This is a genomic window from Sulfurimonas sp., assembly GCF_018698455.1.
In the GTDB taxonomy this organism is placed as follows: Bacteria; Campylobacterota; Campylobacteria; order Campylobacterales; family Sulfurimonadaceae; genus Sulfurimonas.
The window spans coordinates 1-13,286 of sequence record NZ_JABIOQ010000067.1 but is presented as its reverse complement, the minus strand read 5'-3'; the positions used below and the strand labels follow the sequence as shown (position 1 = coordinate 13,286).

The following is a 13,286-nucleotide window of genomic DNA, read 5'->3' as shown; positions in this document are numbered from 1 at the left end:
TGCAAAAAAAGTAGCAAACACTATACTTAACTGGCGTTTTGAAGTAAGTGAAACTCATGGATTTAAACATGCCGAAGTGAGTGGTGGTGGAGTAGATACACAAGAAATCAATCCCAAAACAATGGAATCACTAAAATGCAAAAACCTCTACTTCTGTGGTGAGGTTCTTGATGTTGTTGGTCGTCGTGGTGGTTATAACTTCGCCTTTGCTTGGGCTAGTGCTTATGTTGCTGCAAAAGACATTATCCATAAATAAACGCTATAATAAATAAAACAACTTTTAAGGAATCCTATGTCTACTCCTCTTATTATTCTTATTGCAGTTATTTTAATTTTAGTACTTCTTTACAACTCTCTTATTTCAAAAAAGAATCAAGTCGAAAATATTTTTGCAAGTGTAGATACACAGCTTAAAAAACGTTATGACCTCATCCCAAACCTTATTTCAAGTGTTAGTAAGTATATGGAACATGAAAAAGGCATCCTTGAAGACATAACAAAGTTACGTGCAGAGGCAAATAAACCAAATATTTCTGATGAACAAAAAATTGCTCTTGATGCAAAGATGAGTTCGGCACTTGGTTCTATCATGATTGCAGTAGAAAACTACCCTGACCTAAAAGCAAATGAAAATGTTATGCATTTACAACATTCTCTTAATGAGGTAGAAGAACAAATATCAGCAGCAAGACGTGCTTATAACCAAGCAGTTACAGACTATAACAATGCTTTAGAACAGATTCCTACAAACTTTATGGCATCTGCTATGAACTACTCTAAAAAAGATGTTTTTGCCATTAGTGAAATTGAACGAAAAAATGTAAATGTTAAAGAACTTTTTAATTAACATACCACATGAAAAATAAAAGTGAATTAACAGATTTTTATTATAAAAAACTTTTTGGCACTTTGCAAAAGCTAGAAATAGACAGAAAACAACTTCGAAGTAGAATAATAACTATCGGATTTTTTTACACTTTTATAGCTGTTGTGCTTTTTTTTACCCTATTAGATAAATTTTTCAATGTTGAGATGCTTGTATTCCTAGGTTTTGGATACTTTAGTCTTGGTGCTCTTGTCTATAAATTTCTTGTTAAAGACTATACTCATGAGTTTAAACACAGCATAATAAGACCTTTAATCCATGCTCTTGATAAAAACTTAAAATATACTCCATCACTACATGTTCCACAAAGATATTTCACTCGTTCTAAAATTTTTACCCAAGCTCCTGATAAACTCAGTGGAAATGACTATGTAAAAGGAACGATTGATGGTATTCCCATACAGTTTTCTGATATACATGCACAAAAGAGACATCGTGATTCTAAAGGAAGAACTAGTTACAAGACTATGTTTCAAGGACTTTTTGTAGTAAGTGAATTTAACAAACATTTTCATGGTTCAACTGTCATTCTTCCAGATGTAGCCGTGAGTACTTTTGGTGACTTTATAGGAGGCTTTCTTCAGTCTAAGAACCTATCTCGAGATCAACTTGTAAAAATGGATAGTCCTGCGTTTGAAAAGGAGTTTGTTGTCTACTCTAGTGATCAAGTTGAAGCGAGATATATTCTTTCCCATACCCTTATGCAACAACTACTAAACTATAAAAAACGTTCCAAACATCCTCTTTTTATTTCTTTTACATCTAAGAATATCCATCTTGCTATAGAATATAATAAAGACCTGTTTGAACCATCTGTCTTTCATTCACTTTTAAAGTATAAAGTTGCTATGGAGTATATAGCTACACTTCACTTAGCTATAGGCATAGTCCAAGAACTAAAACTCAACCAAAAACTATGGAGTAAACAATAAACAAGAAAATAAACTTAGATTAAATGATAAACAGATAAACTATCCTGATATTAAACACAACTTTGGAGAAAGAATGAAATTAACTACTGCACTATTAACACTACTCGTTACACTAAACTTACATGCATTAACAGTTGGAGAAAATCCAAAACAAATTTCCATATCAGGTGAAAACGGTGGATATGTAGAGGATGGCACTGAGTGGTCATCTTCTAGCATAAAAGATAAGGTTTATGTGATGTTTTATGTTGACCCTGATGAGAAAGATACAAATTCTCACTATTCAAAAAGACTAAAAGAACAAGCATATGATAAAAACCTATATGGAAGTATGGCAATTGTAAACCTTGCTGCTACTTGGAAACCAAACTTCATCATTGAAAAACTTCTAAAATCAAAACAAGAAGAATTTCCTGACACTATCTATGTAAAAGATAAAAATAGTGTTTTAGTGAATGAATGGGAAGTAGAGAACGATGCTTCGAATATTTTAATCTTTTCAAAAACTGGTGAATTACTATTTTATAAATCTGGAAAAATGGGAGAAGAGGACATTATAAACTCATTTGATATTATTGATAGTAATCTATAAATGAACACTTCGCTACTTTCGCTGAGTATAAAAGATTTACTTACATCAAAAATGATCAAGTACTCGGTTATGCCTTTTTTTATAAGCATGATTATTTTATATATTTTATTTTTCACTATTGCTGGTATTGGTCTTGAAGGACTTGGCAGTATGGATGTTCAAAGTACTACCACAACTGTAGAAAATGGAGTTCCCCATACAGATAGTTTCACTGCTAACTTAGAGGGAACGGCCCTTGTAAAGTTTCTTATGGGTAGTGCTATGACATCTTGGATAGCTACATTTCTAGTATATACTATTGGGAGTTTTTTGACACTTTATCTCTCTATATTTGTGGCACTTCTAGTTATAGGGTTTTTAACTCCCTACATACTTCGAGAGATTCAGGCTAGACACTATGAAGATATAGAGATGATTGGCCATTCAAATGTATTTGAGTCAATATTTTTGATGTTAAAATGGGTAGCTATAATGATACTTATGTTTATAGTTTTTATACCACTCTACTTTATACCACTTCTTGGAGTACTTATTTTTAATCTTCCACTCTACTATCTTTTTCATAAAGTACTAACTTATGATGTGTCTTCAACTATATGTACAAAAGATGAGGCCTTAAAGATAAAGTTTTTCAATGCGACAAAACTTAGAATGAAAACATTAGCACTCTATGTAATGTCACTTATACCTTTTGTAGTATTTTTTGCATCAGTATTTTATATAATTTACTTAGGACATAGTTACTTCGCAGAAGTTAGAAAGTTAAGAGGTGAAACTGAGTAAAATCTTTTACTCAGCCATACTAGAACCACATTTTCCAGCACCACACTTCATAGTACTTATAGCTTTGGCTGGTACTTCTTTTTTCATCTGTACAGATGTCGTATTTACATCTTCAAAACCAAGTGTTTTATAGCCTGTTTTTGCAATAGCCTGCATAATACTCTCTATATCTGTTTTAGCAGTGTCATACTCAACTATAGCAACTTGAGCTGGGCTTGAAGAACTAACACTTACAACACCATTTACTTTTGAAGCTGTCGAGTTTATAAGCTCTTCACAACTCTCACAAGTCATTCCTTGCATATTTATACGCTTTGTTATGATTTTAGAGACCTTTTTCTCTTCTACTACATTTTCACCCATATAAAGTGATGAAACTACGAGTGCTGAAAATATCATTATAATAGTCACTGTAGCAATTATAAAATTATTTCTTGCCATTTTTATATCCTTTGTTTTTTAGTTTACTCTTCTTCTTTTTCTTCTTCTTTTTTGATCAAAGCTCTATAAGCATCATCTTTTGGAACAAGTCCAGCTTCATACAAAAACTGAGAAGGCATAAAGTTCTGTTTTTTTATCTTATCGTATTTTGCAAAACTAAGATAGAGTATATCTTTTGCCCTTGTAACTGAGACATAAAAAAGTCTTCTCTCTTCATCAAGACTTCCGCCTCTTTGCATAAGCTTACGATTTGGAAAACGCCCGTCCATCAAGTCAATAACATAAACTTCTTTGTACTCTAAACCTTTAGAAGCATGAACGCTTAAAAGGTTCACACCCTCCCCTTGAGTTAAATCGGAAGAACCGAGTATCATCGCGTTTAAGAATCTCTCATGTTGTGAGTATGGTTTACATAACTCACATAGCAGAAGTTTTTTTCTAGTGATACTTGTAAGTTTTTCTGCTTTTTGTTTTTCGTCTATAGAACCATCTTTAAGCATTGCTCTTTTGTTAGCAAGTGTATCTGCAATGTACGCATAAAGCTCCGAGTTTGCTATCTTTGTAACAACATCAATAGGAAACTTCACACCCTTTAAATCACGAAATAGAAGATAAAAACTATGTAAAAATCCTGCACTGTCTTTTGTTAGTTTTGGATGTTTTAAAATAGGATTTTTCATAAACTTATCTTCAAAGCCAAGTTTTGCATACTTCCCTACAGCTCCGAGTTCTAAAAAGTCATCAAAAAGACCAAGCTGATGGTTAAGCTTGCGTTTTTCAAAAGGATTTTTCATAGTCTCATCTGGTGCATACAGTCCGTAAAATATACTTCCCTGTCCCAGAGTTTTTAAAGCTATGTATAATTCCTTAGCCATTGCCGAACCAATGCCACGCGCAAACTCAAAAAGATGTATAAACGCCATCATATCTGACTCATTGACTAGAAGTGTATAAAGGTCAAGTATGGCTTTTATCTCTCGTGAATCAAAAAAAGATGTTCCACCCTTGCGTTTACATGCAATGTCTAACTCACGAAGCCCTACTTCTATGCCATCTGCCGATGAGTTATTACGAAAGATTACAGCTATTTCTTCTCTTGGCGTTTGACTTTTTAGTATCATTGCTGCTATTTGGTGGTACTGATCAAACAGCTCATCAAACGCGAGTAGACTTGGTGCTTTGGCATCTTGTAGTCGTGTTACTTCTAACTCTTTAGGGTAGATACGTTCGTTATGTTCTATAACCTTTGTTGCAAGTGAAAGTATTGGAGCGGATGAACGATAGTTCTTTGTTAGAGTATGTACTATTGCCTTAGGGAATTTTTCAGTGAATGTACCGATAATACTTATATCCGCACCATTAAAAGCATAGATACTCTGGTCATAATCCCCAACGCAAAAAAGAGATGGTGGATTCATCGTGTCAATGAGTGTTCCTTGAAGCGCATTTGTATCTTGGTACTCATCGACAAGAACTTCTTTATAGCCTAAGTTTTTTGTTTTACATATATCACGGAAGTTTAAAAGGAGGTCATTAAAGTTTACAAAACCATACTCCTTCTTAAGCCCTTCAAACTCATCAACTACATCAGCATATATAAGAGCAAAACCTTCATGTTCAGGATATTTTTCTTTTACCCAGTCTTCAAAGTTATTAACTAACTCTGTATTTTGATAAAAAGAGTACATATCATAGAGGTGGTTCCCTCCATAAGGATTCATGTCCGCGTTTATCTGTGAAAATGAGCGTTTCTCAAACACAGAACGAAAGAGAGTTTTAAGCTCGCGTTGTTGTTTTAAAACTACTCTTTGGTCAAACTTTTTCAACCATCTATAACTGACCGCGTGAAAAGTTCCCGCATCTATCTTTGAGGCTACATTCTTTCCAAAGTATTCTCCTACACGAGCTACCATTTCTGCAGCTGCCTTGTTTGTAAATGTAAGGAGAAGTATCTCTTGGGGTTGCACACCCTGAGCCACAAGGTGCCCTATTCTTCCAACTATAGTAGAAGTTTTACCTGTTCCAGCAGAAGCAATGATGAGATTTTGTGAGTCTAAGGAGGTTGCTGCAGCATACTGTTCTTTATTTAAACGCGATAGTGGCATATAAGAACTCCTCCTAAATTTTAAGAGTGTGATTATACCTTTTAAAGATAAAAAATCAGTTAGTTTCAGAATCAAATTTTAGGTGCCATTAAACTTTTTCATTAAAAATCCAAAGAATTAATTTACCAATTTACTTTCATAAATAGGCATATTCAAATTTCCAGGTAATGTGGCTTTTTGGATATAACGGTCGAATAGAACCATAAATTTCCGCTAGGTAATTTATTGTGTTCCTATGTTTTGTTGTGTCTTTAGTGTTGTGAAGGTTTGTTTTTCTTAAATATTTTCATCATTTCAATTGTATTTCTTTCTAAACTCACTTGATAAACAATAGTATATTTTTTAATCGATTGTCTAAAATTAATTTGATGTAACTCTTTTTGTCGTTCGTAAAAATATGGGTCAAGTTCTAAATTTTTATCTTTTGAAATAAAAGTACTTGACAATATATAATATTTAGAATACTATACGGTATTAAATTAAATACTAAAGGGTATTCTATGATAAAAAGAATTAGAAATCCATTCAAATTTGATGAAGAAGTTGCAGGAGAATTCTTCTGTGGTAGAGAAAACGACATCGATGAACTCAGCGATCATATTTTTAACAATACAAATATAATAATGTTTTCAAAGAGACGTATAGGTAAATCCTCTTTAATTAAAGAAGTACTTGAAAATCACACTGAAAAGAAAGTACTCCAAGCACATGTCGATATATACTCAGTTTCTAACACAAGAGAACTTTTTACCAAACTTCAAGATGGCATTAAAATGAGTCTATCTTATGAACTTACAACTATTGAGAAAGCATCAATAATGGTCAATGACATTCAAGAGTACTTTAAAAACTCTAAAATTTCTATGGTTATAAGTGGTACACCTGAACTAAAGATAGAAGCAGGAGATAAAAATTACTATATAGCAATTGAAAATCTTTTTAGCGACTACTTTAATTATCTTCGAGCTAAAAATCTTACCTTCGTGTTCGCAATTGATGAATTTCAAAAAATTGTTTCTCTTCCTGATTTTGAGAAGATTGAAGAGACTCTAAGAACAATTGCAATAAAGAGAAAAGGTTTAGGCTCGTTTGTATTTACGGGCTCAAAAAGAAATATTTTATTAGGAATGTTTAATGAAGTATCAAGAGCATTTTTTAAACTTGGTTCAGAAATGCCTCTTAGTCCTCTAGACCCTGATACATTTTATGACTGGGCACTACTAAGGTTTCAGCGAAAAAATATATTTCTAGACAGAACCGCATTTAGACACCTATATGATGAAGCAGATGGAGAGACAAGGTTTATTCAACAAGTATGTCACGATCTCTTCAGAAAGGGGAAAGATGCTAGTGTGATAGAGTATTCTATAATGGAAGAAGAAATCAATCAACTTATAAGTAAGAAATCTTATATTGCACAACTCTTTAATAAATACACAGTACCTCAGCAAAATGCTTTAAAAATAATAGTGAGCTGTAATGGAAGTGAGATTTATGGCAAAGAGATATTAGAAGAGTATTCAATCACTAAAACATCCTTACAGTCTGCTATGAAAGCCCTGCTTAAAGAGAATACACTGTTTAAAGAAGATGGGGTATATATATTCGAGGATGTTGAGTTTAAACTCTGGATTAAAAAAGAAATAAAAAAAGGCTAAATAATGAATATTAAAATCAAATTGCTTTAACAGTAGTGAATCATTACAACATGGATAATGCTCTCTTGAATTGAAATAAGTGAAGCAAGTGTAAAGTATAAGTATAGTTGTTATTTAATAAGATGTTTAAAATATGACATTATGTCATGTTTATGTATTTAAAAGTATGTCTTTCGACTTTTTTATTATCAAACCAAATACAAGTAGCCCAATCTCATCAATTTCTTTAATTGTACTGTATCTCCAGCATTAAAATTTATTTTATGATTTCCAAATTCGAGTCCATTATCAGATGTTATTGGCTGTATTTTTTCTTTAAATGGCGACATAATTCTTGAGCTATTTCAACTTGAGTGAATCTAGCCTTTATACAAACTTGCACCCCAAGGGCATTTCTTTCAGGGCAATTAGGTGTCGTTCTTCTCTAGTTAGATGTTTATAATTATTCATCAGTTAGTTATCACCTCAGTTTAGCTATAATCGCGTAATTTTAATTGAGACTATTTAAAGGTGCAAAAATGTCAGATAACCAGTACAATCCCCAAGAAGTAGAAAATAAATATTATAAAATTTGGGAGACAAGAAAATACTTTGAAGTAGATGGAAACAAAGCTATTCAAAAAGATGATAAAAAATTCTCTATCATGATGCCACCTCCAAATGTAACAGGTCGTCTTCACATAGGTCACGCACTTACATTTACACTCCAAGATATCATTACTCGTTACAAACGTATGGATGGCTATAAAACTCTTTGGCAGCCGGGAACGGATCATGCGGGAATCGCTACACAAAACGTTGTTGAGAAACAACTTTTAGCAGAGGGAACTACAAAAGAAGAACTCGGTCGGGAGAAGTTTTTAGAAAGAGTATGGGCGTGGAAAGAAGAATCTGCAGGAATCATGACACAACAACTTCGTGTTATGGGTGTATCTCCAGCTTGGGAAAGAGAACGTTTTACTATGGACGCGGGACTTCAAAAGTCTGTAAAAGAGTCTTTTGTAAAACTCTACAACGATGGACTTATTGTTCGTGGAAACTACATGGTAAACTGGTGTACACATGATGGTGCACTCTCAGACATTGAAGTTGAGCACGAAGACCATGATGGTAAATTTTACTATATGACTTACCCATTTGCTGATGGAAGCGGAAGTGTTGAAGTAGCAACAACTCGTCCTGAAACATACTTCGGAGATACTGCAGTTATGGTTCATCCTGATGATGAAAGATTCAAAGACATAGTCGGCAAAGAGATAAAACTTCCACTTTTAGAGAGAACTGTAAAAATCATCGCTGACTCTCATGTTGATATGGAGTTTGGTACTGGTGTTGTTAAAGTAACTCCTGCACACGATCAGAATGACTACGAAGTTGGTAAACGCCATAACCTAGAGTTCATTACCGTGTTTGATGAAAAAGGTATTTTAAACGACTATGCTGGAGAGTTTAAAGGACTTGAACGTATGGAAGCTCGTGACATCATTGTTAAACGCCTTGATGAAGAGGGATTTATCACTAAGATAGAAGATCATAAACACCAAGTAGGACACTGCTATAGATGTAAAAATGTCGTTGAACCTTATATCTCAAGACAGTGGTTTGTTCGTAAAGAAGTAGCAGATAAATCAATCGCTAAAACAAATGAGGGTGAAGCACAGTTTTTTCCGCCTCACTGGATTAACTCTTATAACTCTTGGATGGGTGAACTTCGTGACTGGTGTATATCTCGTCAACTTTGGTGGGGACATCAGATTCCAGTATTTTACTGTGATGAGTGTGACCATGAGTTTGCTTCACAAGAAGTAAAACCTGAAGCTTGTCCAAAATGTGCTTGTAAAAATGTAACGCAGGACCCTGATGTTTTAGATACTTGGTTCTCTTCCGCTCTATGGCCTTTTTCAACTTTAGGTTGGGGTCAAGAAGGTGATGTAGAAATGGAGAAACTTTTTGAATCACAAGATATGAAAGACTTCTATCCAAATACTCTTTTAATCACTGGTTTTGATATTTTATTTTTCTGGGTAGCTAGAATGATGATGATGGGTGAAAACTTCAATGGAAAACTTCCATTTAAGCACATCTACCTTCATGCTCTTGTTCGTGATGAAAAAGGCGATAAGATGTCAAAGTCGAAGGGTAATGTTATTGACCCTCTTGATATGGTTAATCAATACTCAGCAGATATACTGCGTTTCACTCTTGCTGTCTCTGCCGCACAAGGTCGTGACATTCGTATGAGTACAGAAAAGTTAGAATTAAATCGTAACTTTACAAACAAACTTTACAATGCTTCAAAATATCTTCAAATGAATGTAGACGTATTTCCTGATCTTTCTAGTTTTTGTGTAGAAACTGAGCTTGGAAAGTATATGCTAAGTCGTTTAAATGTAGCAACTAAAGAGACAAGAGCAGCACTTGATGAGTATAAGTTCAACGACGCGGCGACTGTTATTTATAGATTTATATGGAATGAGTTTTGTGGTTGGGGAATTGAGTTATCTAAAGCAGACAAGGATTCTATAGTTGAACTTGGAGCTATTTTCAAAGAGGCTATGAAACTTCTTCACCCTTTCATGCCTTTTGTTACAGAGCATCTTTACCATGAGTTATCAGGAACATCTTTAGAAGATAGTGATTCTATTATGATTATGCCTTATCCTCATAAAACGAAGAAACTCGATGCAGAAGAGAAAAAGTTTAACATCATTATGGATGCTATTGTTTCTATAAGACGTGCGAAAGTTCTTGTAGACTTAGCAAACCAAAAGATAGAAAAAGCCTATGTAAAAATAGACGGAATTAGTGAAGATGAAAAAACAAGCATGCTTCCATTTATAGTTAGACTTGCAAAAGTAACTGATGTTGAATTTACCCAGACTAAAATAGAAAACGCGGTAAGTGACATTTCGGATATGTGCGAGACTTTCATACCAACAGATTCTATAGACCTTAGTTCTATCATCAACAAACTTACTAAACAAGATGAGAAACTTCAAAAAGAGATAGACAAGACAAATAGTATGCTAAACAATGAGCGTTTCGTTGCAAATGCACCAGAAGATGTACTTGCTAAAAACCGTGAGACATTAGCAGATGCGTCAGCTAAACAAGTAAAAGTAAAAGAGCAACTAAGTTCACTTCAAGCTTAATAATTAATACCTTAAATATAGGAGTCAAATATGTCAAACATTACAAGAAGAGGTTTTTTAAAAGGTGCTATGGCACTCTCAGCTATGCCTTTAGTCGCAAATGAATCACACAAAGAAGAAACTCTGAAGTTTATTCATATTACAGATTCACACATGGACTTAAGCGATACCGATAGTGTTGAAGCTATGGAACTTATGAGTGCATTTATCAATGAAAACTATAAAGATTTAGACTTTGTACTTTTTGGTGGGGACAACTTTAACAATAATGCCCAGGGCAATAGTGATGCTCTAAAATTTAAAGAGATTATTAAGACTCTGCACTGTCCATCTTATCTTGTTCGTGGGAACAAAGAGTCATCAGCTAAGCCAAGTGATGGTATAGATTTACAAGAGTTTAAAAATATATTTTTAGATGATACAGCTCTTCTTGTTCAGGGGAAAGATTGGATGTTAGAGAAAAAGGGCTATGTTATTTTAGGACTTGACAGCTGTATAGAAGGTGCGAATAATGGTCTTTACACTCAAGAGACAATAGCATTTGCAAAAACAGCTCTTAAAAGTGCAAAACCCACTATTATTCTTAATCACCACCCTTATACAAACTATTGGGGAGGAACTGAAGATAAAGATATTCATAAGTATGTACTTAACAACGCACAAGAAGTTCAAGCTAAACTTCTCAGTGATAAAAATGTCATCTTAACACTCTCAGGGCATAAACACATAGATTCTGTAAAAGAGCAAGATGGCACTAAAATGGTAGTCACACGTGGTTTTATACGTCCGTTAGATTTAGACATGTACCCTATGCGATATTTAGAGATTACAGGTGCAAAAATTAGTGAAAAACTAATCTACACTTCCTAGTAAATATACAAAGATAAGAACAACTTAAATATTCACATTTAAAGACGATTATTCGCTATAATTCCAATACCATAAAATCCTCTCTTTATAAGGTCTTGTACAATTGTTTGATTTAAAAAAATATTCTGCTGCTAATATCAAAAATGATATTTTGTCTGGTTTAGTTGTTGCCGTAGCTCTCGTTCCTGAAGCCATCGCATTTAGTTTTATCGCGGGTGTTAGCCCAATTGTTGGACTTTATGCTGCGTTTATCATAGGACTAATTACATCTATTATCGGTGGAAAACCTGGAATGATTTCTGGTGCCACGGGAAGTGTTGCCGTTGTAATGATCGGTCTTATGCTTGAAGCAAATGCAAAACTTACAGCTGCGGGTATGGTTGGTGAAGAGTTATATATTCATGCACTGAACTATCTTTTATTAGCTACTATCATTGCAGGTGCTATTCAAGTTGCTTTTGGTCTATTTAAACTTGGTAAATTCATTCGTCTTGTTCCTCAACCAGCCTTATATGGTTTTGTTAACGGTCTAGCAATAGTTATAGCAATGGCTCAATTTAAATTCTTTGAAGGTCAAGGTATTTCTATGTATGTCGTTGTTGGTGTAACTATGCTCATTATGTACATACTTCCAAAATTCACAAAAGTTATTCCTGCTGGTCTTGTTGCTATTGTAGTACTAACTCTAATTGTATACTTTATGCAAATAGACACTGTCACAGTAGGCTCTTTAGCCAACCTTAGTGAGTTTAAAGGACAATTGCCTCACCTAATCATTCCTGACACGCTCTTTAGTCTTGAAGCTATACTTATGGTACTTCCCTATGCGATTATCATGGCGTTAGTCGGTCTCATTGAGTCTCTACTTACTTTAGCTGTTTTAGACGAGATGAGTGGCGTTCGTGGTAGTGGAAACAAAGAGTGTATTGCACTTGGATGTGGAAATATTACAAGTGGATTCTTTGGAGGAATGGCTGGTTGTGCTATGATCGGACAGAGTATCATTAACTTTACTTCTGGTGGTCTTGGTCGTCTTTCTTCATTTGTAGCGGCAGTTGGTCTTTTAGTACTTGTTGTATCAATGACAGATGTATTAAATACTATTCCAGTAGGTGTTCTTGTTGGAATCATGTTTATGGTGAGTATTGGAACATTTGAGTGGTCTAGTTTTTCACACCTTAAACATATGCCTCGTGCTGATATTTTTGTTATGATTGTTGTAACTATCATTACTGTAGTTGAAGATTTAGCAGTAGCGGTAATTGCTGGAGTAATTATCTCAGCGCTTATTTTTGCTTGGAAACATGCTCGTATATGGTCAAAAACTCATTCAGAAGATGATGGTACAAAAGTTTATACACTTGAAGGGCCTCTTTTCTTTGGAAGTGCTACTACTTTTTCAGATAACTTTAGCATAGACCAAGATCCACCTAAAGTCGTTATTGATTTTAAAAATGCAAGAGTTTTAGATTTTTCTGGTGTTGAAGCGATTGATAGTATTGTTAAAAAGTATGAAGATGCTGGAAAGAACTTACTTCTTCGTCATCTAAGTGCAGACTGTAAAGCTATACTAAAACAAGCTGGTCCACACTGTTCATACGAGGAAGACGATCCTACTTATAAAGTAGCGTTTAACTACTAAACCTATTTTATAAAACTCTACACTAAAGGGCTTTAAAGCCCTGTTTACCACACTTGACATTCTATCAATATATATAATATTATCTAAAACTACACCCCTGTGAATGAATCTCCACTTTTTACAACTTTGCTAATCAAAGATTTAGAAAGATTGAGATAACTTGCGATACTCGCTTGTGAGTATCCATCTAAATGTGCATTCATTATAGCGATGTTTCTATCTTGT

At 34.1% G+C, this 13,286-nt stretch carries 12 protein-coding genes; 9 read left to right on the top strand and 3 right to left on the bottom strand.

All coding sequences use genetic code 11. From position 1 onward, the window contains the following. The 5 genes from HOG88_RS09895 to HOG88_RS09875 all read left to right on the top strand — a co-directional run. Positions 1 to 256 (top strand): NAD(P)/FAD-dependent oxidoreductase (locus tag HOG88_RS09895; protein ID WP_295005715.1); only part of this gene is annotated, 256 nt, incomplete at its 5' end. Positions 257 to 292: 36 nt separating this feature from the next. After that, positions 293 to 847: a LemA family protein gene (locus HOG88_RS09890; protein ID WP_295005714.1), complete on the top strand. Its 555-nt coding sequence runs from the start codon at positions 293 to 295 to the stop codon at positions 845 to 847. 8 nt (positions 848 to 855) lie between these two features. After that, entirely contained in the window at positions 856 to 1,818 is a 963-nt protein-coding gene (locus HOG88_RS09885) for a DUF3137 domain-containing protein (RefSeq protein WP_295005712.1), read from the top strand. 73 nt (positions 1,819 to 1,891) lie between these two features. Further along, positions 1,892 to 2,410 (top strand): YtfJ family protein, encoded by a 519-nt coding sequence (locus tag HOG88_RS09880; protein ID WP_295005710.1) that lies wholly within the window; start codon positions 1,892 to 1,894, stop codon positions 2,408 to 2,410. Beyond that, a complete protein-coding gene (locus HOG88_RS09875) occupies positions 2,411 to 3,193 on the top strand; it encodes an EI24 domain-containing protein (protein ID WP_295005708.1) in 783 nt (260 codons plus the stop codon). It begins immediately after the preceding gene. Positions 3,194 to 3,199: 6 nt separating this feature from the next. Here the strand turns inward: HOG88_RS09875 and HOG88_RS09870 are convergent, their stop codons facing one another. Together HOG88_RS09870 and HOG88_RS09865 are read right to left on the bottom strand one after the other, a co-directional pair. Beyond that, positions 3,200 to 3,634 (bottom strand): heavy-metal-associated domain-containing protein, encoded by a 435-nt coding sequence (locus HOG88_RS09870; protein WP_295005706.1) that lies wholly within the window; start codon positions 3,632 to 3,634, stop codon positions 3,200 to 3,202. 23 nt (positions 3,635 to 3,657) lie between these two features. Continuing rightward, entirely contained in the window at positions 3,658 to 5,739 is a 2,082-nt protein-coding gene (locus HOG88_RS09865) for an ATP-dependent helicase (RefSeq protein ID WP_295005704.1), read from the bottom strand. A 500-nt stretch (positions 5,740 to 6,239) separates the two neighbouring features. Between HOG88_RS09865 and HOG88_RS09860 the strand changes: the two genes are divergently transcribed. The 4 genes from HOG88_RS09860 (at position 6,240) to HOG88_RS09845 (ending at position 13,061) form a co-directional block, all read left to right on the top strand. After that, positions 6,240 to 7,397, top strand: coding sequence for a hypothetical protein (locus HOG88_RS09860; RefSeq protein WP_295005702.1), 1,158 nt, complete (start codon positions 6,240 to 6,242; stop codon positions 7,395 to 7,397). 518 nt (positions 7,398 to 7,915) lie between these two features. Next, positions 7,916 to 10,549, top strand: a complete 2,634-nt coding sequence (locus tag HOG88_RS09855) for a valine--tRNA ligase (RefSeq protein WP_295005700.1) — start codon at positions 7,916 to 7,918, stop codon at positions 10,547 to 10,549. Positions 10,550 to 10,579: 30 nt separating this feature from the next. Further along, positions 10,580 to 11,419: a metallophosphoesterase gene (locus HOG88_RS09850; RefSeq protein ID WP_295005697.1), complete on the top strand. Its 840-nt coding sequence runs from the start codon at positions 10,580 to 10,582 to the stop codon at positions 11,417 to 11,419. Positions 11,420 to 11,522: 103 nt separating this feature from the next. Next, positions 11,523 to 13,061 (top strand): SulP family inorganic anion transporter, encoded by a 1,539-nt coding sequence (locus HOG88_RS09845; RefSeq protein ID WP_295005695.1) that lies wholly within the window; start codon positions 11,523 to 11,525, stop codon positions 13,059 to 13,061. A gap of 89 nt (positions 13,062 to 13,150) precedes the next feature. Here HOG88_RS09845 and HOG88_RS11945 read toward each other — a convergent pair whose 3' ends face one another. Next, positions 13,151 to 13,264: a helix-turn-helix domain-containing protein gene (locus HOG88_RS11945; RefSeq protein ID WP_367234477.1), complete on the bottom strand. Its 114-nt coding sequence runs from the start codon at positions 13,262 to 13,264 to the stop codon at positions 13,151 to 13,153. Positions 13,265 to 13,286: the final 22 nt, after the last annotated feature.

Coding starts and splice junctions, on each gene's coding strand:
- HOG88_RS09870 (WP_295005706.1), bottom strand. CDS start 3,634: ATGGCAAGAAATAATTTTATAATTGCTACAGTGACTATTATAATGATA.
- HOG88_RS09885 (WP_295005712.1), top strand. CDS start 856: ATGAAAAATAAAAGTGAATTAACAGATTTTTATTATAAAAAACTTTTT.
- HOG88_RS09855 (WP_295005700.1), top strand. CDS start 7,916: ATGTCAGATAACCAGTACAATCCCCAAGAAGTAGAAAATAAATATTAT.
- HOG88_RS09875 (WP_295005708.1), top strand. CDS start 2,411: ATGAACACTTCGCTACTTTCGCTGAGTATAAAAGATTTACTTACATCA.
- HOG88_RS09860 (WP_295005702.1), top strand. CDS start 6,240: ATGATAAAAAGAATTAGAAATCCATTCAAATTTGATGAAGAAGTTGCA.
- HOG88_RS09890 (WP_295005714.1), top strand. CDS start 293: ATGTCTACTCCTCTTATTATTCTTATTGCAGTTATTTTAATTTTAGTA.
- HOG88_RS09850 (WP_295005697.1), top strand. CDS start 10,580: ATGTCAAACATTACAAGAAGAGGTTTTTTAAAAGGTGCTATGGCACTC.
- HOG88_RS11945 (WP_367234477.1), bottom strand. CDS start 13,264: ATGAATGCACATTTAGATGGATACTCACAAGCGAGTATCGCAAGTTAT.
- HOG88_RS09880 (WP_295005710.1), top strand. CDS start 1,892: ATGAAATTAACTACTGCACTATTAACACTACTCGTTACACTAAACTTA.
- HOG88_RS09865 (WP_295005704.1), bottom strand. CDS start 5,739: ATGCCACTATCGCGTTTAAATAAAGAACAGTATGCTGCAGCAACCTCC.